The sequence below is a fragment of the Methylobacterium sp. CM6241 genome (assembly GCF_054817845.1).
On the sequence record NZ_CM139246.1, the window covers coordinates 358,756 to 381,349 of the forward strand.

The window sequence follows — 22,594 nt, forward strand, 5'->3', positions numbered from 1 at the left end:
GCCAATGCAGCAATTCAGCCTTGAGCTTTTCCCCCAGCAATCCAGCGATCGGCACGATATGCCCTCGCTCTTAATCTGTTATGGGAAGTTAATGGCGCAAATTATTAACCTGAGCAGTAGGTATATCCCTCTGTCAGATCCCGAGCGCGTCCGCCATTCGGTTCGACTGGTGTAGGAGATGAAAGCCGAGATCGCCCGAAGCCGTGCCCTTCTGAGCGAAACGAAGGAAATCCTCCGCAAAATGCCGGATCTAAGGCCGAACTTCGACTAGCGCCAGCCTCAATCAACCGGCGAAAATCTCTCGATAAAGCGCAAGCCGTCCCAAAGCTCGACGGTCTCATCACCCACCATCGCTTTAGCTTGCTGAACGGCGCGCTCCTCCTTGTCGGCTGCGAGCCGCATCGCGTTCACGACTGTCCCGCTCTTGGCTACCACGATGGCACGGTAAACCGCCGATTGCCGATCACCTAAACCGCTAAGATGGAGTTGAGCTGAGCCCGACACGGCTTTGCTCCTTCTATGGCGGGAGCATTCTAATCTCAGCAGTCGCCGCCTGATTCGCTAGCTGATTAGAAACGATATCGACGACCCAATACGGTCGCAGCCACATATGTCAAATTGTGGCAAGATTAGGAACTTCTCATAATTTGGCCCTTTCTGGTCTAAGCAGTTCTGTATGAACCCAGACAGAAACCCTAGCTGGAGATGCGCGGTTGGCCTAGCAAACCGAACAGGGAGAGCCTATGCCCCGCTACTTCTTTGATCTCCACATCGACGGCAAAGCCCAGCGTGATGATACGGGGGTGATTTTGGAGACGATGGCGGAGGTGCGTAGGGCAGCACAGAAGCTCCTGCCCGCGATCGGATACGAGGAAATCCCCGCAGATGGAGATCGCATGTCGATTGTCGTCTTTGTGACAGATATGGATAGTCGTCCTGTCTACTCCGCTACGTTAAGTTATTCGGGGTTTTCGCTGCTGAGGTAGCACGCTCCCCTTGGTGCATTTGCTCAATAAGACTGATTTTACAACAGGACGTACGAACCACCGATCAAAAAAACTAATCAAATGACAAATTTTCGAAGTTTGAGATTCCGGTCGACACGTTGTTACATGCCTTTTCCTCAGCAATCTTGGCCGACCTGGGGAAAGGCGGCTCGCTGCCAACGCATCATTCGGTGCATTTCTAATTGAGGTGTAGGGGTAGGCGAGGAAGGAAGACTCCATGCCGTGCGGAACGACCCTGCTAAAGCGCTCTGCGATCCTGGCCTTTGCCGTGGGATGCTTGTGGCTGCCCACTGGCACCGCTTCGTCCCAACCGTCATCAAGCGTGTCAGACGCTGATCGGGAGAAGCGGATGGAGGCCATGCACCAACAGCAAGTGGAGAATTCGGCCAGCCAGGCAAAGAAGGACAAGGACCGCGACGCCCGCACCGACCGTCTATCGAAGTCCGTTTGTATCGGATGCGGCGGTGGCGTCGTGCCGTTCGATCCGTCTGGGCGCGCTGCGAAGAAGGAGCCACGCAAGGCTCGGGCAGTGAAGCCCCGGCGTATTGATCCAGCACAAGCGGGTGGCAAAGGCGGCGATTGACGAGCCCGACCACCCGGCGAGCCTCCGCCGAGTTGCCTCACGGATCAGATCGAACTCTCGCACAGTGACAGTCCATGGCAAAGCTAGCTTTCAATTTGATGCTGGAGGAGCCGCGTGAGACATACATTGTCACCAGCGCGGCCCTGATCGTCGGAAGGATCGATTGTATTCAAGCCGAACCTGTGGCGGACCAGCAGTGGGCATGGGCGATGCACCTCGATATTGGTGTGGCACCGTTCCGGCGAGGCGGAAACGCTGGCTCTGCCGACGAGGCGGCACTCAAGATGCGTGAGGCTTGGGAGGATTGGAAGGTCTGGGCCGGGTTGCGGGATGTCGAGGGAGCCGAAGGCACCATGGCAGCGACCGTTCAGATGCCCCTCAAATCGTTGACGTAGAGCATCGCATTCGTTGTCCGGCCCATTGCCGCAGCCAATTCGGATACTCGGCGACCCAAATAGGGGCGTAGCCTCGAGCACACCAACAGCAGGCCCTCTCATGGATGCTAGCGAGAGGTTCTGTCGCATCCCCCTCGCGCCGTTCTCGGCGTTGGCTGCTGCCGAACAAGGCGACCCTCGTGGCAGCGAATGACAATGCCACTAGCTACACCCTGAAACCCGCTTTCGCGGCGAAGGTTGGCGACCACATCAAGCTCGCGGTGGAAGCCGAGAACGGGACCAACTTCAAGATCGTGGCGACCGCCGAGCAGTTCGACGCGCTCAAAGGCGATCTACAAAGCATCCTTGCCGAGGGCGACGCAAAGGCCGAAGCTAAGGAGTAGCGGATTAGGCATGCTCATTGATCGTTAACCATATGATCCCCACATGAGGGCTAGGCCGATCGCGACCCACGTCGCTTGATCGGAGACGGCCACGATGCCGGGACAGGGTGACGCCGGATGTACGCGCACCTTGGCTCGGTGTCCGTGGCCGTTAGCTTTTCGGGTAGCTGCTATTCTCGATGCAGTTCGACCTTCTCCCGCTTTCCTCTGTCCAACCGCGGGTAGGGCCTAGCATGCGCCCGGCGCCCTTCAAGGCTCGTCAGGCAGCGACAGCAGCCTTGCGTGGCCGCCCGGCCTTCTTGGGCTTCTCAGGGGCCGGAGCGGCCTCTTCAACGACGGCCTTTTCTGGAGCGGCTATCTTCGCGTTGGCTGCACCCTTGCGCTGCTGCCCAAGGCCAAGGGACCGAGCAAGCTCCGAGCGCTGCGCCGAGTAGCTTGCGGAGGTCATGGGATAGTCGGCGTGTAGGCCATGCTTCGCACGGTAAGCCTCAGGGCTCAGCCCGCGGAGCGTTAGATGCCGGCGCAGCGTCTTGTAGGGCTTGCCATCCTCGAAGCTGATGAGGTGGTCTGGCGTGATCGACTTCTTGATCTGTGCCGGCGTCGCCTTCTCGATCTTGTCCACCTCCGGCGCGCTAGATCCACCGCTGGTAAGGCCGCTGATGGCGGCGTGCACGCTGCTCAGCAAGTCGGCCAATGATCCTACCGGAACCGAGTTGTTGGAGACGTAGGCGGCGACGATGTCAGCCGTAAGCTCGATATGGCTGGTCGGCAGTTCGGGAGTCTGATCTGTCATATCGCTGTTCTCAAGAGGAGCCGTGGAACCCCCATAGAGCAATGTTTCGAGGCGTTCTCAATAGCATTATTATCGGATAGAGAAATAGATAGGTGATATAAACGCTCTTCGAAGCCAGCCGCGCCGACCTGGAATGAGAAGCAATAGGCCATCGATGACGCACGAACTCCCGCCCTGGCGCGAGATCATGACGGATGACTATGCACCCTGCCTTTTCACGGATCTGGGGGCTTCGGAAGCTTGGATCGCTTCTTCGGAAACCCTCAGGGTCCTATTGGTTCGCAAGCATGAGGGGGAATTCCGCCTGCGCCTGGTCCTTCGAGAGGGTGTCGATCTGAGATGGGGCCAACCGCAGACCCGAGCTGGAGGTGGGATTACGCCCATGGGCCAGAGCTCGCCCTCGACGCTACTGAGGTTTGGATCAAGCGGGCCGATGGCCGACGCGAGCGTGTGAATCAGACGGAGACGCGACCGCCCCCTTGAGGAGGAGCAATAATTCAACGATCTGGTGGAAATTGTTGCCGTGATTGCCGGGGCAGGATACGGCCAGCGTCATGTCCAAGCTTGTCGCTCTCCTTGACCGTCTGAAGGCCCATCAGCACGTTCTGATCGTCGCCGCTGCGGATCACGACACTATGCCAGCCGATAGTGTGCTGAAGCGCGTCGCCGAGTTGGAGAATGCGATTGCTGCCGTCGAGGCAGTGATGGCGGAGGAAGATGGGAACTAGGTCCCGATACCAACGAACGAACCCGCGACAATGAGCATGGGAGGCTCGAACTTTCGAACCTCCGGATCATGGTCACCGACTTACTGCGTCCCAATCGGACAGTTCCTGAAGCTGGAACCGATGCACCGGATATGCTGATTGGCAGCTTCTGAGGAAAGCCATCCGTTCCTCACGCGAATAAAATTTAGGCCGTGAGGCGCTTTTCGTCTTTGGAAGAGAATTCCTCGGCGATCGTCATTGAGATCTTCGACAGCCACGCTTCTGCTGTGCGAGCCCGCTCTTCCGCTTCTCTAACGCGCGCATCGGCGGCTTTCAGCAACGCATCGGACCGGGTTTGAATATCCTTGGCATGGCTCTCGGCTGCTCTGATGCGCTCATGCGCGGCCGTCATATCCTCACGAACCCGGTCTAGAAGCTCACGAACGCGGATCTCCTGCTCCTGAGTTTCGGCTTCAGCCTCCCTTACCCGATGCGCAGCGTCCCTGACCCTATCAATCAGGTCCGACCAATCCTGTGGGGTGGCGTGATGATTAGGGGGGGAGTCAGTGGTTTGCCTGTCCGTCGAGCCAATGACCCGCAGAATGCCGGCCAGTGAAGGCGCAGAAATCTGCTTCGTATCGGATGCCTGCCGCTCGACTTCGAAATCCCTGGTGAGATCACGCATGATCTTTTCGATCTGATCCACCTTATGATTCCTTACAATCAACCTAAGCACATCGTTTCGGCCTCTCGCATGCCGAGCCGGGAGCACTCCCTAAATTTTTTATAACCGTCAAGCGCGATAAAATTGTCTAATTATACTTTGGAAGAACCAACTGCTCGGTGTTGCTCATATATCTCTCAGCATCAGATGCGCGACTTCCCCATCCTGCTGCTTGCGCAGATCACGTGTGCCGCTCAACCCAAGTAGCGTAGGTCGGACAGCCGGCCTTTCCCAAACGGCTCAGCAGGGCGCGGCCCGCGCCTGCCACCTGTCGCGGTCGCGCTCGGCTACGGCAAGCCGCCACTGTAGCCGTTCCACCTCGGCGTGAAGCTCGCCCGCATCCACTGCCAGCTCGACGCACTGCTCCTGAACCTCCGCGAGCTGGGCGCGTAGCTCGGCGTTCTCGGTCGCTAGGGTGAGCAAAAGAAGAGCGTCGGAAATGGCGGGCCTCCCAGGGATTGAGCAGGCCGTGGGCGTCGCCGACGCGGGTTAGCGTTGAATTAACCATCTCGAACATATGGCCTGTGTGCCCTGTGATGTCAGGTTTTGAGATGCAGAGCGGACCGTAGAGGCGGCTGAAGTCATTTAGTAGCGACATCCGAGAAAACGGTATGGCGAGCAGCGATCAATCCTAACGGGAACGTAGAACTGCACACACTCTCGCCGACCTTTGGGTCGATCGTATCTACAACGCACTGCGGAGCCTATGCCGCTGTACGCCGGAGTGAGCACGCCTATGATCAAAATCCTGACGGCAATCCTGTCGGTCTTCGTTGTCCTGGCGCTGGGCGCCTGTGTGACGATGTTGATGCTTCCGTTCAGAGCCCTCCGGGGTCTGATGCGCAGCCCAGCCGAACCGGCTTAACCTGGTCGCCCGTACCGGCGGGATGATCGAGGCTTGCCGCACGACCCTCAGCTTGGTGATGCGGGGTGCCGTGTTCCGGCAACAGACGATCACGTCGATATGCCAGACCAGGATGTGACAGCTGGACCTCCCCTAATGGAGCTTACCCTCAGGGAGCCTGGCAGCTCATGGCATCCGCAGCCCCGACAACGCTCAAGGCTCGGCGACGTATTTCTAGCGTGACGTCTGGTCTTTCCGAAACCGCAGTCGCCTCGCGCCTCAGCTTCTTGTCACAAGCGCACGAGCGATGTCCGGCCATATCGTAGCATGCGTCATGGCGCTGACAGGCGGCATCTAGGGCGTCAGTCGGCGGAAGATCCGCGCCACGCTGGCCCGAGCCGCAATAATTGCCATGGAACAGATCCTTACCCGCGATGACGTTAGCAAGATCGCCCTTCGCGGGAGTCTCATCCTCGTGAGTCCCGCTCGGGTTGAGTTCGTTGGCGGGTCCACCGGCTTTGCTGGCCGATCCTCGCAGGACCTTCGGGATGCCGGAGCGCGCATCTGGCTCGGCGAGTGCCTCTCCGGTGCGAGAGTTCGGATCCGACAGGTCCGGGAGCGGCGGAGGCGGCCCCGGCCTTACGTCATCGATACTCTCCACGGCCTGATCCTGCGACAGGGTTTGCGCCATGGCGTCTTGTGCCAGGAGCAAGGTGAGGGACAGGATGATCGCGCCTATGGTTCTCAAATATGCCTCCTAGGAGGTGACGCGGGAGGGTGAGACGCCCCCCCGTTCACCGAGCCCTTGCAACCGCTTTCCCACGTATGATCGGCGAAGCCGCTCGCGCGTCGGCCATGGGTTACCCACGACGCACTCACACCTCAGTGTGGGGGCATTCGAAGTACGCGAAGGTCTCGTTGTCTGGGCCTGACCTTCAGCCGCCTAGGTACGGTGGAGACCGTAAAACCGTTCCCCGTAACTTCGTAGGGCGAAGGTATTTTGCAGGAGGCGCACACGAATACCCAGCACGACCTCGGCGCTCTCGGACGCCAGGACGAGCAGGAGCAGGGGATCGGAAACAGCGGGCCTTCGGAGATGAGGCCAAGGGAGGCGGTAACCTACTCAGTCATAAAACTTCTCAGAAACGGCGATTAGTCGCCGCAAACATTTTCTGGCGTATCTCATCCATTATGGCTGAAATCTTCTCCGGATCTATGCCGGCCTCAATCAGTGCTTTTGGTATTACCGCGGCGCCCGCCACCCAGCCGCTTTCGCTTCGTCTTCAGAGCAGAACATGCGCTCGCCGTCCTTCTCGCTGATCCGGGTCCGGTCTGCCGATATCGAGGGTGTCGCCGTCGATCACCGAGGCCCGGCCGGCGATGGGCTCGGCTGCGAATGCGGGAGCCAGTGACAAGGCAAGGAAGAGGGCATGAAGGTACATCGATTTCATCAATATCGACTATCGATCCAATCTGTTTGAATGATGGTGCACTGCAGCGCATATCCCTCTCATCAGACGGGGCGCAGGCCCCGAAACACCAGAGGGATTAGTACCATGACCGTCCATAAAATCGTTCTTGCCGCTTTCGCCGCCATCACCCTGACCGGTACGGCAATGGCTGAGGATCGCGTTAACCTCACGCCGACCCTCTACCGTGAACAGGCTCGCGTCACAGCATCGGTTCGTCCGGCTTCCGAGCTGACGACCACGCCGTCCCTGACCCCGCGTGCCCCCACGACCCGGCGCCTCGTTGCCGACGCTGAAGCCACGGCCCGTTAGGACGGCTTCCCGGGCGGCCTGTCCCAGCACCAGGCCGGCCGCGATGCGATCCTGATTCTGCAGGGTCCTTCCGCGCCCCGGTCGCGACTATCCTCATCTTGGCGTCCCGGGGGTGGCCTTAGCCGCCTGTGAAGCTATCAGGGGCGCTGCGGTGATACGGGTGCCCCCAAACCCTCGAAAAATCGGTCGCATCGGCTTTCCCTCGCCACGCGCTAGCTCATGGTCATGGATCGCATTTTCCCTATGACCCGCGCCGCCGGGCTCGACCGTCTCGCTGCCTTTCTCGAACATGAGGGAGCCGAGTATGCCGGGGCTCGCAATTTCGACCTGGGTCCCGAAGCACGGCCAACCACCTCGACGCTTTCGCCCTATCTCCGCCGACGCCTGATCACCGAGGCCGAGGTTGTGGGTGCGGCCGTCGCTGCTTTCGGCGATGAGGGCGCCGAGAAGTTCGTCAGCGAGGTATTCTGGCGGACCTACTTCAAGGGGCATTTGGAAACCCATTTTGCCGCCTGGACGGGGTACCTTGCGCTGGCCGCCGAGGGTCATGAGCGTCTCGCCGTCGAGCCTGGCCTGCGGCGGACCTATGAGGCTGCGATTGAGGGGCGGAGCAGCATCGACTGCTTTGATGCCTGGGCCCTCGAACTCGTAGAGACAGGGTGGCTCCACAACCATGCGCGCATGTGGTTCGCCTCGAACTGGATCTTCACCCTGCGCCTGCCCTGGGCCCTCGGTGCCGAATTCTTCATGCGCCACCTCGTCGATGGCGATCCGGCGAGCAATACGCTCTCCTGGCGCTGGGTCGCCGGCCTACACACCCGGGGCAAGCACTACGTTGCCCGCGCCGAGAATATCCGTCGCTATACTGATGGACGCTTCGACCCGGTCGGCCTCGATGAGTACCCCGACGCCCTCGACGAGCCGATGCCGCCCCGAGAAATGCCGTTGCCGCTGGTCGATGCCATGCCCAACAGCGAGGTCGCGCTCCTCCTGCACCTCGACGACCTGCACCCGGAGAGCCTCTGCCTTGGCACCGCGCGGGTCGTCCGTATCGGTGGGCTCGTTGCCCATGCCGAGAGCGCCTCAGACCGGGTCAAGGCCGCGGATGAAGCCGCGATGGCGGATGCCCTGGCGCGAGCCGAGGTCCATTTCGGATGCCCGGCATCCCTGATCGAAAAGGACTGGGCCGCCAGCCTGCCGGTTGTGACCGCTTGGGCCCCGGTCGGACCATCGGCGATGGTGCTGCCAGAGGGTTGCCTACGCGTGCGGCGGGCTTGGGATGAGAAGGCGTGGCCGTTGGCCACCCGCGGCTACTCCCGGCTGAGGAAGGCGATCCCTCAGCTCATACCGAGCTGATTTGCAGAACGTTTGGCGAGATCCCGCGGCGCTCGCCTTTCTGGCTGGGGAAAGGGGCGTCTCACAAATCCATTCGACATGGTGACGGCGTTGCCGCTGACCTTCAACGCTGGCGGAGACCACAAACCTCTTGTGCGCCACGCTTCATGTAAGTCGCATGCCTCGAAGTAGGCTGAACAGCACTACTCCGACGACCAGCTGAAGAGAAGTTAGGCTGCAAATTCCAATAGCGCCCCCCGACCCGCCATGCTGCCTCTCTTTTGCTTTCGAATTCGCCCCCAAGACCTCAGGTAAACAACAGCAGGTTCGCAATCGCGCACTTGCTCATGATGCTTGTTAAAAACGGGCAGAGCATCAAAACCCGAGGCTACAAAATGAAAACCATTAGACCGCTGACTATTGTTACCAGTGAAGAAAAGGCATTGAGTTATCTGGCCACAGGCGAGTTCTGCGTTCTCGACGATGATACGGATACGCCGGCAGCTATCGCTCTGGTGGCACTTTTTCACCATCTCAAGCCTGCTGGTAGGCAAGTGAAAATATACCCAGGCGCAATGAACGCGATGACCAATCAGTTAGTCGCGATCATCAAGGGCGATGCCATCAACGAATACGACATCAACTGGAACAGTCTGCTCATGCAAGGAGTAGCGTGGAAAAAGGACATTCGAGCAACCGGCCGCTGCAACTTGGCCCTGCTAAAGTTCTTCTGCCATTTAAGCGATGCGATTCGCATCGCCAAGCGTAATTCGATCTCAGCCAAGTGGGCCCTGTATCTGATGAACGATTTCGCCAAAGGCGAGGAACTGTTTAAACCCGGATTTCTGGAGGATAAGTTTTCATTGATAACTAATGCCTCCGGTCGCCGGGTCTTGGGGAAGCCCTCCTGCTTTTCCTATCAGGATATCGTATCGGGGTTTGACGAGCGTGATACGTTTGAACTCGTCTTTGCTCGGTTTGGTAAAGCGTAGTTGCTTTATTGAGAGTTGATTTCGCCTTAAAAATGTTAGAGATATGGCGCGGTCTTTGACCCTCAATGGACAGGTACTGCTCAATAAGTCATGGAGCCATTTGATCGATAAGGCGGCCCACGAGCCGCCTTTATTTTTAGATCTAAAGACTGAGAGTGCACCGGCATAATCCACACGGTACTACCGCCTCTTTGACAACACTTCATGCGTCTGGTCCGGCATCTACGCCCCCACGAGCGGGATGTCGGCAATCTGGGTGGTGTAGCGCGGCGAGCGCATGTCGAAACGCGTAGACCACGTTCGCTGTGCCCCAAAGCCCGCCGTGCCGGGCACAGCCGCCCCGCGCCCCCAGCGGCGGTTGCAGGCGTCGAGAGCATCCATCAGTGCCCCACCTCGCTCGCGGTCGAGACCGTCGAACAGTGCCCGCTGTGAGGCTGCTAGGGGCACAAGATCGACGGTGATGACCCCTGCTTCGAATATCGATAGCCCGCCTTCCAGATCCGCCGCACGCCCGCTGTCGCTGCCTTGATCAGCACCCGGGCATTCCCACGCCTGAACGCGGCGTTAGGTACGATGTGATGAATGATGGCGGAAGGGACCTGCGGTAAGTCTCCGATCAGGTTTGATGCCCTAGATACCAGAGCACAAAACCCACGCTTGGAATAGCTTGACGACGATGGGGCTTCAAAAGCTATCGATGGTATTCCGGTCCGCTCGGACTTGGACCGCACTGAGTGTCCTGGCGCCAGTCGGTATGCTCGTCGTCTCGAGTTTGATGCTGATCGACCTACGCCGCGACGCCTGGGACAAGGCTGAGCAGACGTCGCACAACCTGCTTCAGGTCATCGAACGCGACATTGCCCGTAACGTCGAGATCTTTGACCTTTCGATCAGCGCAGTTGTCGAGAACCTCCACGCGCCGGGCATCGACGCAGTCAGCCCCGCGATGCGCCAACTCATCCTGTTTGATCGAGCGTCGATGGCCCGCGACATGGGCGTGATGCTTGTGATCAATGAACGCGGCGACGTTGTCGAAGACGCAGGCGCTGTACCGCCGCGCAAAGGCAGCTACGCTGATCGGGAGTACTTCCAAGCCCAACGGCTCCGGGCTGACCGAGGGCTCTACATCGGCAAGCCCATTGTCTCGCGGCTGACCGGCGAACCCATGCTGCCGTTCAGTCGGCGCGTTTCCAAGCCCGACGGCTCATTCGGAGGGGTCGTGCTCGGGAGCCTGAAGCTCACTTACTTCACCCGCCTATTCGATCAGATCGGTCTCGGCCGCGAAGGTGCGATCAATCTCTATCTGCGCGACGGCACGCGGGTGATGCGCTATCCCTACGAGGCGGCGGACATCGGTGTGAATATTGCCGGTGCGCCAACCTTCATGCGGTTCGCAAGTGCGCGCAACGGTTCATTCGTAGACATTTCGGTCCGAGACGGCGTCGAACGCTATTACACCTTCACTCAGGTCGGCGACTTGCCCCTGATCCTCAACGTCGCCCTTTCGACGCGCGAGGTGGAGGCAGAATGGCGGGCCAAAGCCCTCGGCATCGGCACGGTCGTACTGATCCTTTGCGGCCTGACCGTCGCGTTATCGCTGCTGTTTGGGAGAGAGCTGCGTAGCCGTACCCAGATGCAGGCGGAACTCGCTCGGCTATCGGAGACCGATACCCTGACAGGCTTAGCCAATCGGCGGCGCTTCGATGAGGCATTCAGCCGTGCATGCGCACAGGTTGCCCGTTCTGGCAAACCGCTCTCACTGCTTATGATTGATGCCGACCATTTTAAGCGTTTCAACGACCGCTACGGCCACACGGTCGGGGACGAGGTGCTGAAGGGTTTGGCCCGCTGCCTTGCGGCAAGTGTGCACCGTCCCTCCGACTTGGTCTGCCGGGTCGGCGGAGAGGAGTTCGTCCTCCTACTACCTGACACCGACACGGCCGGCGCCCTACGCGTTGCCGAGGCGGTGCATACCCAGATAGCGACCTTGGCGGTCGAGGCTGCAGGGATCGGCCCTGGCGGCATAACAGTCAGCATCGGCAGTGCTACCGGCACTGCCGATGCGCGCAGCCTGTACGCCCGCGCGGATGCCGCGTTGTATGAAGCCAAAGCAGGCGGACGCAATCAAACCCGCTGCGCACCATCTATCACCATCCAGTCCGTCGAGAAGCCATCCTTGCGCCTTGTGGGACGCTGATCAGACCAAGCCCCGCAAGGTGCAGAGGGATATGATGAAGGCATCACAATGGCTACAGCCCATGGGCATTTGCACGCCTACTACTATTCTCGGATTAGGAAGGGCATCCTTCCGACTTTCTTTGCCGGTCATGCGATGGGCAAGCTCCGGTTGACCGACTGAAGTGATCGCAGTGGTCATTCCTGCGACCGCTCGAAGGCTTTTGTGCCTTGGAGTACAATAGCATGCGCCGCCTCGGCGTCACCACGCTGGATTACCTTAAAAGCCCTACCGGCGATTTGGTTGTACTGGGCGAAGAAGGCCTCAACCTCGTCCAGCATGCCAGGGCGCAAATCAGCAAGCGAGTTGATATGCGCGTGCGTCCGAGCCTTCACCGCCACGCCAACCAACCGGTCGTTGCGCTCCCACGTCCCGTCGTGCTCTTGCTGTTCAGCCTCAATGACGCCGAGCAAACGCGCCTCTAACAAGCATCCAGGAAAAACTGATGCGTCCAAGAGGAGAAGGATATCCAGCGGATCGCCGTCAGCACCCTTAGTGGATGGGATCATCCCAAAGTCGTAAGGGAAGCTCATGCCTTCAGGCAGGACCATCTTGAATTCGAAGGTCCCGAACACTTCGGAGTAGGCGTACTTATTTGGGCTGCCCTTTGGCGTCTCAATGAGGACGTGGACGCTCCCTGCTTCACCGAAGGTGGGCAAGCGGGTTAGGTACGGTGGGGCTTGCGACATTGTCGGGGGCTCCGGGTCGCGACCTAGGTGTACGGTCCCGGGATGAGGTGTGACGGATCGATCCTGAAGCGATCGGGCTCTTTCGTCCAGGCATTCAGGATGAACTCGGTGGGCGTCAGGCCGCGCAGCGTCTTGAGCCTGCGGGCATGATTGTAGGCATCGACGAACAGATGCAGATGCGCTCTCAGCTGAGCATGGCTGTCGTAGTGGTAGCGTTTGACCGTCGCGTCCTTGATCGTACGGTTCATTCGCTCGACTTGCCCGTTGGTCCAAGGGTGGTTCACCTTGGTCAGACGGTGCTCGATGCCATGCTCGTCGCAGACACGATCGAAGATGTGCTGACTGTCGTAGATATCCCGCTGGCGTGATGTGAACTGAATGCCATTGTCCGTGAGCACAGTGTGGATGCGGTAAGGCACCGCTTCGATGAAGTCGCGGAGGAACTGAGCGGCCTCCATCTTGCCGGCGCTCTCGACCAGCCGCACGAAGACGAATTTGCTGGTTCGGTCGATGGCCACGAACAGCCTGAGCTTGCCCTCAGCGGTGCTGACCTCGGCGATGTCGATATGGACGTAGCCGATGGCGTAACTCGCAAAGCGCTGCTTTTTGGGTTTGTCGCCGTCGATCTCGGGCAGTCGGCTGATGCCGTGCCGTTCCAGACAGCGATGCAGCGAGGACCGGGTCAGGTGCGGGATCGTCGGTTGCAGGCCATAGAGGCAATCGTCGAGCGGGAGCAGCGTGTGCCGTCGGAAAGCGACGATGATCGCCTCCTCCTCGACCGTGAGCACGGTGGAGCGCGGCTCCTTGGGTCCCATCCGGGCATCCGCCGTCGTCGCCCGTTTGCGCCACTTCTGCACCGTCGTCGGACTGACGCTGTAGCGCCGGGCCAGCGCCCTTACGCTCTCTTCACGTAGCTGGATCGCGCGACGGACTGCCTCCGTCGTGGTGGCGCTTCCATGGAGAACTTGGCCCATAGCGCTTCCCTCGCAGCATGATGCGCAACCGTATCACCACACCGCGGGATCAAACACCTAGTGCGGCCGCAATGGGTGAACCCTGGAGGGGCCGAAGGGGTCCGCGTCCAAGCACGGAAACCTACACACCCTTGTGTCACTGAATCCCGCAGGCAGCCATGAGGCTGTGCAGTACGTTCACACGGCTATGCATCCTAGAGCGGCATCCGATCAGGTTGGATCGAAAGCATCGTAGCCTGCGGCCACGAGGTAGTTGCGGCACTCATTCGGTGTGAAGCGCCTGAAGGCCTGCTTGATGGTGTCGCAGAGTTCCACAACCGTGCGGGCGCCCTGGGCTCGCAAACAGGCCTTGAGCTTGGCAAAGGCCAGTTCGATCGGATTGAAGTCGGGCGAGTAGGCCGGCAGGTAGAGCAGGCGGGCACCGGCCGCCTCGATGCGTTCGCGGATGCCGCTGACTTTGTGGGCGGGCAGGTTGTCGAGCACGACTGTGTCACCCTGCTTCAGAGTCGGCGCCAGGGTCTCATCGACATAGCGGCGGAAGCGGACCCCGGTCATGGGGCCGTCGAAGAGCGCGGTCGCCGTCAGGCCGCTGGCCCGCAGTCCCGCTGTGACCGTGATGGTTTTCCAGTGACCGAACGGCACGGCCACCCGGCAGCGCTTGCCACGCAGCGCCCATCCGTAGCGACGCGTCATTTTCGTGTTGGTTGCGGTCTCGTCCAGGAACACGAGCCGGTCTGGATCGAGGTCGAGCTGGCCCTCGAACCAGGCCAGGCGCGCGGCCTTCACGTCCTCTCGATCCTGCTCTGCGGCGTGGCCGGTGTTTTTTTACGCGTGATGCCGTGGCGCTTGAAGAAGCGGGACAGGCTGCTGACCCCGACCCGCAGGCCGCGTTCGGCCAGATGGGTGCGTAGCTCCCGCAGGAACAGTTCCGGTTTGGCCTCATAGGTCCGCCGGATCAGGCCAGCCTGGGCCTCGATGGCGTGCGAGCGCTGATCGCCGCCCATCGGCTTGGCCCATGTGCGTCCTTCCCGCATGAAGGCCTCGTGCCAGCGCACGGCGCTAGCCGGACTAACCTCGAACCGTCTGGCGGCTTCCCGGCGCGAGGCTCCTGCCTCGATCGCCATCACGACCCGTTCACGCAGATCGACTGACAGGGCTGAGGGCATCCGGCTCTCCTCCTCGGAAAGCCGCGCATCGAATCACATCTGCGCCGCCCCCGAAACCCCGGTCGATTCAAGCCGATCGGACACCGCTCTAGCCTGGGCGCTCAGTCACCGACAGCGAGACCGTCCCACCGCGTTGCAGGCCCCGACCGGAAAGCGCTCCTCCATCATGGCCAGATTCAACGGATCCGACGGTGCGGAGGATAAGCTCTACCAGGACGAGTTGTCTCTGGAGGATCGGGATGCAAGGAGGCGGAGCGTCTAAACGCGAAGCTGCGGCAGCACGTGGCCGCCGAACGCATCGATAAAGGCCTCCTGGTTTCGGCCGACTTGATGGACGATGATCTCAGCGAAGCCAATCTCCGCAAGCTCGGCCAGCCATGCCGCTTGACGTCCAAGATCCTCGGAAACCCGTACGGAGAAATGGACATCTTCAGGGCGCACGAATCGCGAAGCCGTCTCAAAGTCCTCGGGCGTCCGCAGGTCCCAGTTGACGTCGCCTTCTAGCATGTTGCTCGACCACTGCCCGTGAGCCTCAGCCAGGGCACGTTTTGAATCGGTATCCCAGCCTACCTTCGTTTGGAGTAAAACCGGCTTACCGGCGCCTCCGCCATCGCGAAAAGCCTCAACCACGGGACGGAGCTTGTCCGGCTCAATGCCAACGGTCACGAGGCCATCTGCCCAGCACGCCACCTTGCGTGCAGTTTCGGCCGTGACTGCGCCAGCCAACAGGAGCGGTGCCTTTGCCGGCCGCGAGTATAGCTTGGCATCGACAACCGTGACCCGTCCGCGATGCGACACGGTCTCGCCCTCGAATAAGGCTCTGATCACTGCGGCGCATTCGGCGAGACGGGCTGTCCGCTCAGCCTTCTCCGGCCACGCCATACCAGTGATGTCCTCGTTCAATCGTTGGCCACTGCCCAGAGCAAGCCATAGGCGCTCTGGAAACATCTCGAAAAGGGTTGCCGCAGATTGCGCGAGAACGGCTGGATGATGACGGTAGCCGGGCGCGGTTATGATGCCGAACGGTATGTTCGTCGTTGCGAGCGCTGCACCAAGCCACGACCATGCATGCCCGGCATGGCCCTGTGCATTGCTCCAAGGCTTGAAATGCTCAGACGACATTGCGCATGCAAACCCAGCGCGCTCGGCTGCCTGCACGTAGGTGAGGAGCGTAGAGGGAGCATATTGCTCATGTGAAGCGTGATAGCCGAATAGCGTCAAGGTTCTGACCTCCATCGCCTAAGGCGCGTTGAACCAGTCAAGCTGATCGCGGCCAAAAGTCCGCGGCGGCTTTAGCCAAACCGTCTTCGCTCGAAGTATGTTCATTCACAGCGCATCAGCCCGACCGGTCACACATGCCCGGTTGATAGAGGACGCCTCTCGAGGTTGCTCTTGCAATACCTCGAGGGTCGGTCGCGACCAGCTACGAGCAGCTCGGGCGAGCCCGACATGGCCCGGGCGGGCTAGGAGGCGCAAATCTAACCGCCTGCGATCACAACGAGGCGCTGGACTTCGCCTCGCAGGTACGCCTGCAGGAACTTGTCGTAATCCTTGAACGAAACGCAGCCATTCGAGGCACCGCTCGCCCCGAGCATGTAGGTATGAGCCAAGAGTCCAACCCGACCGTGCACGGCCTCAGGTCCACCAAGGGGATTGAGGCGAAGAGCGCGAACCCCATGGAACGGCTTCTCCCGCTCGCTGATGTCGTAGGTCCCCACCGGAGTAGGTCCCTTCATTCGGACATGCACGTGACCCGGATCGTCCATGCTCTCGCCTAACCCCGAATGCGCCTCGAGCTTCTCCCCATTCGGAAGTGTGACAACCCTGGCGCGGATATCGTAAATCGCGACTCCACCCGTGCTGCCATCCGGTACTGCATTCAGCGCTCTGCGAAAGACGTTGTCGATGGGCTTCGTCTCCAGTGCGGCATAGGCGAGCCGCGGTGGCTCAGGGCTCTCGATGCCGAATAGTTTGTCGATGAAGGACCTTGTGTCCTCCTTTGGAGCTGATGCAACGGCGAGATCGCGGCGCACTGAGACACGCGGCGCCGAAGATTGTGCCCTATTCGGCCGAAACTCGGGCGGACGTGGCACAGGAAGCGGTACAAGTCGCGACGCACGAGGTGCCGTAGCTGGCACGGTGATCGAAGGGGCGGGAAGGTCGCCCGGCGTCGAAGGAATGATCGCGGCCGCGTAGGTATTGGGTTGCTGGGACTGAGGAGGCACCGCGCCTTCCTCGACTGTCGGAGGCTCTCTAGGTGCTGCTGTGACGATTGCCGCCTCATCCTCGGTGCCGGACGCTTTTGGCACAGCCGGCAATGTCACCATCACGTCAAGCTGTGAGGAAGATGGAAAGGGAAGCCAGTATCCAGCTTTGATCAGGCCTCCACCAAGGAGACCTACCATCGGCAGGACGCCCATGAGGGCAAAACCCTTCTGCATCCTCGTGAAACGCTTTGTCTCTTCCGCCATGGTCAGGCACATCCGCTACCCTGGACTGGCTGAGATGCCAGTCCTTCGTCCCACGCTGTCAGATGCGCAGGCGACGGACCGAAAATTATTGAGCCGCCACGATCTTCATCTCAGTCGGGCGAATCGGCATTTCTGCGGCAAGATTGCGGCCCAATGCAGCAGCAGATTGGCGTGTTGGGGCGAAACCGGTCTCGACTCCTCATGAGCACTTGGAACGTCTGCTTACTGGCAGTCTCATGAGCCTCGCACGGCTTGATAGGGCCCAAAGCGGCATAGCTGCTTCAGAGCAAATCTGGCTGCAAGGCGAACGTGGGCGCGTCGTTCGGCGGCCATATTGTGTCGTCAGGTCGCTGGCATTCGTTGACGCGTAGACGGATGCTGAACCGACCCGGGGGAAAGGCGTTGTTTGGCCAGAGGAGCAAGCGATGTCAAAGCTGACCACCGAAGACCGCAAGTCCCTTCCAAAAAAGGATTTTGCCCTCCCCGACGAGAAGCGCTTCCCAATCGAAGACAAGGCGCATGCCCGGAACGTTAAGGCTCGAGCCGCGCAATCCGAGAAGGCCGGCAACTTATCCAAATCCGACAAGGCGAAGGTCGATGCCAAAGCCGACGAGGTGCTCGGCAGAGACTGATCCCCATACCGTCACCCGTTCCAGATTGACCACGAAATCTCATGCCCGATCTTTTGCGACGCGCCGGCCCGCCCGAGCCTGTTCCGCATGTCGATCCGCCGCGCGCGTACGACCGAGTCTTCACCGAGGTGGTGCCTCACCACGCCCTCTTGGTTTCGCTCTACGATCAAGCGAGTTTCAGCGAGGGGCCGACATGGTGGCCTGCCCGGGACATCCTGGTGTGGTCGGATATCGAAGGACGTCGCGTCCTTGGCTGGCATCCTGATGGCTCCGTTCGGGTTGTGATCGACGCCACGCCGTTCATCAACGGTAATACTATCGACCGTGACGGCAACCTGGTTCACTGCGAGCATGGCAACCGTTGCCTATCCAAGACAACACCGGACGGTCACTACGAGGTGGTGGTCGAGACCTACGAGGGGCACCGCTTCAACTCGCCGAACGACGTAATCTGCGCTGCCGATGGTGCCCTATGGTTCACCGATCCCGCCTACGGCTTGCGGCAGCCTAAACAAGGGGTATTGGCCGAGTCCGACCTCGACCATCACAGCGTCTACCGTTTCGACCCAGCAACTGGTGAGGTGGGACGCATGGCTGACCTTGGCCAACCAAACGGCCTTGCATTCGCGCCGGACGGTCGCACCCTCTACGTCAGCGACACCTCCCGAACAGAGGGCGACAAGGGGCACACGATCTACGCCTTCCCCGTCCGCGATGATGCCAGTCTAGGAGAACGCCGGGTCTTCGCTGAGGTCGAGCCCGGCGTACCAGACGGTTTTCGCGCAGACCACCGTGGCTGGATTTGGACAAGCTCTGAGGCTGGGGTCCAAGTGTTCTCCGCCGATGGGCACCGGCTCGGGCTGATACCGACGCCGCAGGCTTGTACCAACCTTTGCTTCTCCCCAGACCAGCGGCGTCTGTTCATCACCTCGAAGCAGCATCTTTACGCACTCGATCTCGCGTGCCCGGCAGACTGAGGTAAGATCAGCGGATCATTAGCTTGCAGGCGATACCGCCAGGAAACGGAATTTCTGATGCGGGCATAACGACGAGTATACTGCTCTTGCCTGCAGCACCCATCGCGTTATAGCTACCCTCCGCGCGTGTACCCAAAGGGCGGCTGGCGCCGCATTTTCCGGTGCATCGGGTGCAAGGTGTCCACCCGCGACCCAGATCGGAACGGTGGCCGGCCGATACGACCGTTAGCGGGTATTTGAAATCGATATTCCCCCTGAATGAGGTCGTCGGCCGGTCTCGATGAAGCGGTCCAAAGCAACCGACGTTCCCGAGCGGCATTCTCCTTGCTCGCATCGGCCGGAGGCCCAGCTTGGCGAGTCATCCCTCGGTTGCGGTGGCTCGGTACCAATAACGAGATGAGGGGAAACGCCCATGAACGGACTCGGTGGACTCAACAAATCCCCCAACGGCGTAGTGCTTGGCCTCGTCCAACTTCAACTACCAACTGTCGTCACCAAAGCCGACCTCACGGCCCAAACCGAGCGCATCGTCGCCATGGTTGGCAAGGCTCGGCGCAACCTCGCGACAATGGATCTGGTGATTTTTCCCGAATACGCCCTGCACGGCCTATCGATGGACACGACCCCTGACATCCTATGTCGAATGGATGGGCCGGAGGTGGCCGCCTTCCGACAGGCCTGCATCGACAACCGGATCTGGGGCTGCTTCTCGATCATGGAGCTGAACCCGGGCGGAAACCCCTGGAACACCGGCCTCATCATCGACGACCAGGGTGTCGTGGCGCTCTACTATCGCAAGATGCACCCGTGGGTGCCGGTGGAGCCCTGGGAGCCAGGCGATGTCGGCATCCCGGTGATCGATGGACCGCGCGGCGCGAAGATCTCGCTCATCATCTGCCATGACGGCATGTTTCCGGAGATGGCGCGCGAATGCGCTTACAAAGGCGCCGAGATCATGATTCGCACGGCGGGCTATACCGCGCCGATCCGCGAGTCCTGGCGCTTCACCAATCAGTCGAACGCGTTCTGCAATCTGATGGTCACGGCCAATGTCTGCATGTGCGGAACGGACGGCTCGTTCGATTCCATGGGCGAGGGCATGATCGTTAATTTCGACGGGGCGGTTATTGCCCACGGCACCACGGGGCGCGCCGACGAGATCATCACCGCGGAGGTCCGGCCCGATCTGGTGCGGGAGGCGCGCCTTCACTGGGGCGTCGAAAACAACATCTATCAGTTCGGCCACCGTGGATACACGGCGGTGAAGGGTGGCGCGCAGGACTGCCCCTACACTTACATGCACGATCTCGCCGCCGGTCGTTACCGCCTACCGTGGGAAGACGATGTGAAGGTCGTGGATGGCACGTCCTGCGGATTTCCCGAACCGACCCGTTCGTACGGTGACGCACAAATTCCAGGAGCAAAGAAGTTGGTGGAGTAAGTGGTGGCTCCGTGCGTTGAAGGTGGCGCCATCGGGGGCCCTCAGCCCCGGTTTTTAGGTACCGTGCCAGTCGTCTTACTATGAACTCACCGGCAGGATTCTGCTCGTTCCACATCGTTTCCACAACTACGCTTGCTTTACTTCAGTTTGGATGGACAGGAGCAAACACCGCCCCCACGACCGGGATGTCGGCGATCCGGGTCGTGTAGCGTGGCGAGCGCATTCCGAACCGCGTGGACCAGTTTCGCTGCGGCCCGAAGCCCGCCGTGCCGGGCACCACCGTCCCGCGCCCCCAGCGGCGGTTGCAGGAGTTGAAAGCGTCCATCAGCGCCTCGCTTCGCTCGCTGTCGAGACCGTCGGATAGTACCCGCTGTGAGGCTGTCGGCGCCTACGTTAGCGAGCTGTTTCGCGTATGGGCTTCTAGCTTCAGCCAAAAAAATGGCGGGCCCGAAAGCCCGCCGATCCATTACCGTACGACGACAAAGTAAAGGACATACGCCCCACGCAGGTTCGGATCAGTTACTGTCGCAAACAGCCCTCTTCGTCGTTGGCGCAAGGGCGACACGCCATTCCTCCGGACAGCGGTCACTGCGCGGGAGAACAGTGCTTGCATCCGCCCCGACAGAGCGGATGCATCGAGTTGAGGTCGGTCAGTTCGGCAGCGTGAAGACCGTCAGCTGACCGCCGAGGTTGGTGTAGCTCGACAGGGCAGCGTAGCCACCCACCGCGCCGAGCCCGGCATTGGGGTCCGTGAGACCGGCTGCGAGGCCGATGCCGGCCCAGCCACCGACACCTGACAGGATGGCGAGGTGCTGCTTGCCCTTGTGGGTGTAGGTCATCACGTTGCCGATGATGCCGGAGGCCGTCTTGAACTTGTAGAGTTCCTTGCCGGTCTTCGAATCGACGGCCTTCAGATAGCCTTCGAGGGTCCCATAGAACACCACGTCACCGGCGGTGGCGAGAGCACCCGACCATACCGAGAACTGCTCCTGGTTTGACCACTTGATCTGGCCCTTCAGGTTGTCCCAGGCAATGAAGTTGCCCATGCCGCCGTGGCTGTTGGGAGCCGGGTACATCGAGACGGTCGCACCGACATAGGGCTGGCCCGGCGTGTAGCTCACCCGGAATGGCTCGTAGTCCATGCAGACATGGTTGGTAGGCACGTAGAACAGCTGGGTCTTCGGCGAGAATGCAGCGGGCTGCTGATCCTTGGTGCCGAGGGCGGCTGGGCAAACGCCTTTCGTATTGGTGTCCTCACCATTCTGGTCGGTGGAGAACTTGGCCTGGACGAGGGGGCGGCCATAGGTAGGCGACGCTTTGTCCAGGTCGATTTTGGAGGCCCAGTTCACCACCGGATCGAACTTCTCAGCCACTAATACCTCACCCGTGGCGCGGTCCAGGGTGTAAGCGAAGCCATTACGGTCGAAGTGGGTTAGGAGAGGGCGCTCCTTGCCGTCGATCTTCTGATCCGTGAGGATCATCTCGTTGATGCCGTCGTAGTCCCACTCGTCGTGCGGGGTCATCTGGTAGACCCACTTGGTCATGCCCGTATCGGGATTGCGAGCGAAGATCGCCATGGTCCACTTGTTGTCGCCGGGACGCTGCTTGGGGTTCCAAGTCGAGGGGTTGGCGGTGCCGTAATAGACGAGGTCGAGCTTCGGATCGTAAGAATACCAGCCCCAGGTCGCGCCACCGCCGGTCTTCCACTGATCGCCCTCCCAGGACTTCAGGGAGGAATCCCGACCAATCGGTTTGCCGAGCGACGTCGTCTTCGCCGGATCGACGATCATGTCGTCATCGGATCCGACGCTGTAGCCGCGCCAGACGCGATTACCGGTCTTCGCATCGTAGGCGGTGATATGGCCGCGAATGCCGTACTCGGCACCGGAGATGCCAACGATGATCTTGTCCTTCACCGGCAGCACCGTGGCGGTGTTGGTCTCGCCGATTTTCGAATCCCCGTTTTTGACCGACCAGTTCACCTTGCCGGACTTGGCGTCCAACGAGACCAGGGTGGTGTCGGCCTGATGCAGGATGATGGCGCCATCCGCATAGGCCAGGCCGCGATAGACCGTGTCGCAGCACATGACCGGGATCACGGACGAATCCTGCCTCGGCTCGTACTTCCAGAGGATCTTGCCCTCGTTGTTGAGGTCGAGGGCATAGACGATATTGGGGAAGGGAGTGTGGACGAACATCATTTCACCGACGACGAGCGGTGAACCCTCGTGGCCGCGCAGGACGCCGGTTGAGAAATTCCATGCGACCTGTAGGTTCTTCACGTTCCCGGCGTTGATCTGGTCGAGCTTCGAGTAGCGGGTGTTGGCGTAGTCGAGCGTCTGCAGCACCTGCTGGTTGGGGTCTTGGCTGCGCTTGAGCACGTCGTCATTGGCGAGCCCGGCGGTGGCACCCGCAACCGCGAGGCCCAAGCCGAGAAGGCAAGCATGTTTCATGGAATTCCTCC

At 60.4% G+C, this 22,594-nt stretch carries 24 protein-coding genes and 1 pseudogene; 12 read left to right on the plus strand and 13 right to left on the minus strand.

Annotation, left to right across the window (positions count from 1 at the left end; translation table 11 throughout):
• Positions 1-279: 279 nt before the first annotated feature.
• Positions 280-504, minus strand: a complete 225-nt coding sequence (locus ACYQR9_RS01645; RefSeq protein ID WP_461228477.1) for a hypothetical protein — start codon at positions 502-504, stop codon at positions 280-282.
• A 239-nt stretch (positions 505-743) separates the two neighbouring features.
• Between ACYQR9_RS01645 and ACYQR9_RS01650 the strand changes: the two genes are divergently transcribed.
• The 4 genes from ACYQR9_RS01650 to ACYQR9_RS01665 all read left to right on the plus strand — a co-directional run bounded on the left by ACYQR9_RS01650 (position 744) and on the right by ACYQR9_RS01665 (position 2,368).
• On the plus strand, positions 744-986 hold the full coding sequence (locus ACYQR9_RS01650) for a DUF6894 family protein (RefSeq protein ID WP_461228478.1): 243 nt from the start codon (positions 744-746) through the stop codon (positions 984-986).
• A gap of 370 nt (positions 987-1,356) precedes the next feature.
• A complete protein-coding gene (locus ACYQR9_RS01655) occupies positions 1,357-1,590 on the plus strand; it encodes a hypothetical protein (RefSeq protein ID WP_461228479.1) in 234 nt (77 codons plus the stop codon).
• 74 nt (positions 1,591-1,664) lie between these two features.
• Complete coding sequence (locus ACYQR9_RS01660) at positions 1,665-1,985, plus strand: hypothetical protein (RefSeq protein WP_461222219.1); 321 nt, start codon at positions 1,665-1,667, stop codon at positions 1,983-1,985.
• 179 nt (positions 1,986-2,164) lie between these two features.
• On the plus strand, positions 2,165-2,368 hold the full coding sequence (locus ACYQR9_RS01665; RefSeq protein ID WP_461228480.1) for a hypothetical protein: 204 nt from the start codon (positions 2,165-2,167) through the stop codon (positions 2,366-2,368).
• A gap of 259 nt (positions 2,369-2,627) precedes the next feature.
• Here ACYQR9_RS01665 and ACYQR9_RS01670 read toward each other — a convergent pair whose 3' ends face one another.
• Complete coding sequence (locus ACYQR9_RS01670; RefSeq protein ID WP_056434705.1) at positions 2,628-3,161, minus strand: Ros/MucR family transcriptional regulator; 534 nt, start codon at positions 3,159-3,161, stop codon at positions 2,628-2,630.
• Between the two features lie 554 nt (positions 3,162-3,715).
• Here ACYQR9_RS01670 and ACYQR9_RS01675 point away from each other — a divergent pair.
• Entirely contained in the window at positions 3,716-3,889 is a 174-nt protein-coding gene (locus ACYQR9_RS01675) for a hypothetical protein (protein ID WP_200930133.1), read from the plus strand.
• A 184-nt stretch (positions 3,890-4,073) separates the two neighbouring features.
• Here ACYQR9_RS01675 and ACYQR9_RS01680 read toward each other — a convergent pair whose 3' ends face one another.
• The 3 genes and pseudogenes from ACYQR9_RS01680 to ACYQR9_RS01690 all read right to left on the minus strand — a co-directional run.
• Positions 4,074-4,574, minus strand: a complete 501-nt coding sequence (locus ACYQR9_RS01680) for a hypothetical protein (protein WP_207412345.1) — start codon at positions 4,572-4,574, stop codon at positions 4,074-4,076.
• Between the two features lie 1,031 nt (positions 4,575-5,605).
• Positions 5,606-6,127 carry a phospholipase A2 family protein gene (locus tag ACYQR9_RS01685; RefSeq protein ID WP_461225264.1) on the minus strand — a complete coding sequence of 174 codons (522 nt, stop codon included), beginning with the start codon at positions 6,125-6,127 and terminating at the stop codon, positions 5,606-5,608.
• Between the two features lie 552 nt (positions 6,128-6,679).
• A pseudogene (locus ACYQR9_RS01690) lies at positions 6,680-6,769 on the minus strand (thermonuclease family protein); the annotation flags it as partial.
• A 223-nt stretch (positions 6,770-6,992) separates the two neighbouring features.
• Here ACYQR9_RS01690 and ACYQR9_RS01695 point away from each other — a divergent pair.
• The 3 genes from ACYQR9_RS01695 (at position 6,993) to ACYQR9_RS01705 (ending at position 9,544) form a co-directional block, all read left to right on the plus strand.
• Positions 6,993-7,217: a hypothetical protein gene (locus tag ACYQR9_RS01695; protein WP_207412344.1), complete on the plus strand. Its 225-nt coding sequence runs from the start codon at positions 6,993-6,995 to the stop codon at positions 7,215-7,217.
• A 243-nt stretch (positions 7,218-7,460) separates the two neighbouring features.
• On the plus strand, positions 7,461-8,573 hold the full coding sequence (locus ACYQR9_RS01700) for an FAD-binding domain-containing protein (RefSeq protein WP_461228481.1): 1,113 nt from the start codon (positions 7,461-7,463) through the stop codon (positions 8,571-8,573).
• Positions 8,574-8,947: 374 nt separating this feature from the next.
• Positions 8,948-9,544: a hypothetical protein gene (locus tag ACYQR9_RS01705; RefSeq protein WP_461228482.1), complete on the plus strand. Its 597-nt coding sequence runs from the start codon at positions 8,948-8,950 to the stop codon at positions 9,542-9,544.
• A 222-nt stretch (positions 9,545-9,766) separates the two neighbouring features.
• Here the strand turns inward: ACYQR9_RS01705 and ACYQR9_RS01710 are convergent, their stop codons facing one another.
• Complete coding sequence (locus ACYQR9_RS01710) at positions 9,767-9,925, minus strand: DUF4113 domain-containing protein (RefSeq protein ID WP_461228483.1); 159 nt, start codon at positions 9,923-9,925, stop codon at positions 9,767-9,769.
• A 295-nt stretch (positions 9,926-10,220) separates the two neighbouring features.
• Here ACYQR9_RS01710 and ACYQR9_RS01715 point away from each other — a divergent pair, with 295 nt between their 5' ends.
• Complete coding sequence (locus ACYQR9_RS01715; RefSeq protein ID WP_461229708.1) at positions 10,221-11,741, plus strand: sensor domain-containing diguanylate cyclase; 1,521 nt, start codon at positions 10,221-10,223, stop codon at positions 11,739-11,741.
• Positions 11,742-11,917: 176 nt separating this feature from the next.
• On the opposite strand, the gene ACYQR9_RS01720 is transcribed toward ACYQR9_RS01715, so the two are convergent.
• The 5 genes from ACYQR9_RS01720 to ACYQR9_RS01740 form a co-directional block, all read right to left on the minus strand.
• Positions 11,918-12,469, minus strand: a complete 552-nt coding sequence (locus tag ACYQR9_RS01720) for an inorganic diphosphatase (protein WP_461228484.1) — start codon at positions 12,467-12,469, stop codon at positions 11,918-11,920.
• Positions 12,470-12,492: 23 nt separating this feature from the next.
• Positions 12,493-13,443, minus strand: a complete 951-nt coding sequence (locus ACYQR9_RS01725; protein WP_461226959.1) for an IS481 family transposase — start codon at positions 13,441-13,443, stop codon at positions 12,493-12,495.
• Positions 13,444-13,653: 210 nt separating this feature from the next.
• Positions 13,654-14,609, minus strand: a protein-coding gene (locus ACYQR9_RS01730) for an IS630 family transposase (RefSeq protein WP_461227386.1) whose coding sequence is annotated in 2 segments (ribosomal slippage) — positions 13,654-14,270 and positions 14,270-14,609 — 957 coding nt in all. Because the reading frame shifts where the segments join, the coding sequence is not laid out codon by codon here.
• Between the two features lie 258 nt (positions 14,610-14,867).
• A complete protein-coding gene (locus tag ACYQR9_RS01735) occupies positions 14,868-15,845 on the minus strand; it encodes a TIGR03885 family FMN-dependent LLM class oxidoreductase (RefSeq protein ID WP_461228485.1) in 978 nt (325 codons plus the stop codon).
• A 242-nt stretch (positions 15,846-16,087) separates the two neighbouring features.
• Entirely contained in the window at positions 16,088-17,080 is a 993-nt protein-coding gene (locus ACYQR9_RS01740; RefSeq protein WP_461228486.1) for a DUF2778 domain-containing protein, read from the minus strand.
• A 425-nt stretch (positions 17,081-17,505) separates the two neighbouring features.
• Between ACYQR9_RS01740 and ACYQR9_RS01745 the strand changes: the two genes are divergently transcribed.
• The 3 genes from ACYQR9_RS01745 (at position 17,506) to ACYQR9_RS01755 (ending at position 20,130) form a co-directional block, all read left to right on the plus strand.
• Positions 17,506-17,712: a hypothetical protein gene (locus ACYQR9_RS01745; RefSeq protein WP_461228487.1), complete on the plus strand. Its 207-nt coding sequence runs from the start codon at positions 17,506-17,508 to the stop codon at positions 17,710-17,712.
• Positions 17,713-17,753: 41 nt separating this feature from the next.
• Positions 17,754-18,689, plus strand: coding sequence for an SMP-30/gluconolactonase/LRE family protein (locus ACYQR9_RS01750; protein ID WP_461228488.1), 936 nt, complete (start codon positions 17,754-17,756; stop codon positions 18,687-18,689).
• A 412-nt stretch (positions 18,690-19,101) separates the two neighbouring features.
• Positions 19,102-20,130, plus strand: coding sequence for a formamidase (locus tag ACYQR9_RS01755; RefSeq protein ID WP_461228489.1), 1,029 nt, complete (start codon positions 19,102-19,104; stop codon positions 20,128-20,130).
• 142 nt (positions 20,131-20,272) lie between these two features.
• Here ACYQR9_RS01755 and ACYQR9_RS01760 read toward each other — a convergent pair whose 3' ends face one another.
• A complete protein-coding gene (locus tag ACYQR9_RS01760; protein ID WP_461228490.1) occupies positions 20,273-20,455 on the minus strand; it encodes a DUF4113 domain-containing protein in 183 nt (60 codons plus the stop codon).
• 325 nt (positions 20,456-20,780) lie between these two features.
• A complete protein-coding gene (locus tag ACYQR9_RS01765) occupies positions 20,781-22,583 on the minus strand; it encodes a methanol/ethanol family PQQ-dependent dehydrogenase (protein ID WP_056455041.1) in 1,803 nt (600 codons plus the stop codon).
• Positions 22,584-22,594 lie beyond the last annotated feature (11 nt).

What these genes read in the sequence shown, in the direction of transcription:
- ACYQR9_RS01700 (WP_461228481.1), top strand. Translation starts at nt 7,461, where the DNA reads ATGACCCGCGCCGCCGGGCTCGACCGTCTCGCTGCCTTTCTCGAACAT.
- ACYQR9_RS01755 (WP_461228489.1), top strand. Translation starts at nt 19,102, where the DNA reads ATGAACGGACTCGGTGGACTCAACAAATCCCCCAACGGCGTAGTGCTT.
- ACYQR9_RS01695 (WP_207412344.1), top strand. Translation starts at nt 6,993, where the DNA reads ATGACCGTCCATAAAATCGTTCTTGCCGCTTTCGCCGCCATCACCCTG.
- ACYQR9_RS01710 (WP_461228483.1), bottom strand. Translation starts at nt 9,925, where the DNA reads ATGGATGCTCTCGACGCCTGCAACCGCCGCTGGGGGCGCGGGGCGGCT.
- ACYQR9_RS01655 (WP_461228479.1), top strand. Translation starts at nt 1,357, where the DNA reads ATGGAGGCCATGCACCAACAGCAAGTGGAGAATTCGGCCAGCCAGGCA.
- ACYQR9_RS01715 (WP_461229708.1), top strand. Translation starts at nt 10,221, where the DNA reads ATGGGGCTTCAAAAGCTATCGATGGTATTCCGGTCCGCTCGGACTTGG.
- ACYQR9_RS01650 (WP_461228478.1), top strand. Translation starts at nt 744, where the DNA reads ATGCCCCGCTACTTCTTTGATCTCCACATCGACGGCAAAGCCCAGCGT.
- ACYQR9_RS01750 (WP_461228488.1), top strand. Translation starts at nt 17,754, where the DNA reads ATGCCCGATCTTTTGCGACGCGCCGGCCCGCCCGAGCCTGTTCCGCAT.
- ACYQR9_RS01725 (WP_461226959.1), bottom strand. Translation starts at nt 13,443, where the DNA reads ATGGGCCAAGTTCTCCATGGAAGCGCCACCACGACGGAGGCAGTCCGT.
- ACYQR9_RS01735 (WP_461228485.1), bottom strand. Translation starts at nt 15,845, where the DNA reads ATGGAGGTCAGAACCTTGACGCTATTCGGCTATCACGCTTCACATGAG.
- ACYQR9_RS01705 (WP_461228482.1), top strand. Translation starts at nt 8,948, where the DNA reads ATGAAAACCATTAGACCGCTGACTATTGTTACCAGTGAAGAAAAGGCA.
- ACYQR9_RS01745 (WP_461228487.1), top strand. Translation starts at nt 17,506, where the DNA reads ATGTCAAAGCTGACCACCGAAGACCGCAAGTCCCTTCCAAAAAAGGAT.
- ACYQR9_RS01765 (WP_056455041.1), bottom strand. Translation starts at nt 22,583, where the DNA reads ATGAAACATGCTTGCCTTCTCGGCTTGGGCCTCGCGGTTGCGGGTGCC.
- ACYQR9_RS01675 (WP_200930133.1), top strand. Translation starts at nt 3,716, where the DNA reads ATGTCCAAGCTTGTCGCTCTCCTTGACCGTCTGAAGGCCCATCAGCAC.
- ACYQR9_RS01660 (WP_461222219.1), top strand. Translation starts at nt 1,665, where the DNA reads ATGGCAAAGCTAGCTTTCAATTTGATGCTGGAGGAGCCGCGTGAGACA.
- ACYQR9_RS01740 (WP_461228486.1), bottom strand. Translation starts at nt 17,080, where the DNA reads ATGGCGGAAGAGACAAAGCGTTTCACGAGGATGCAGAAGGGTTTTGCC.
- ACYQR9_RS01685 (WP_461225264.1), bottom strand. Translation starts at nt 6,127, where the DNA reads ATGGCGCAAACCCTGTCGCAGGATCAGGCCGTGGAGAGTATCGATGAC.
- ACYQR9_RS01670 (WP_056434705.1), bottom strand. Translation starts at nt 3,161, where the DNA reads ATGACAGATCAGACTCCCGAACTGCCGACCAGCCATATCGAGCTTACG.
- ACYQR9_RS01720 (WP_461228484.1), bottom strand. Translation starts at nt 12,469, where the DNA reads ATGTCGCAAGCCCCACCGTACCTAACCCGCTTGCCCACCTTCGGTGAA.
- ACYQR9_RS01760 (WP_461228490.1), bottom strand. Translation starts at nt 20,455, where the DNA reads ATGGACGCTTTCAACTCCTGCAACCGCCGCTGGGGGCGCGGGACGGTG.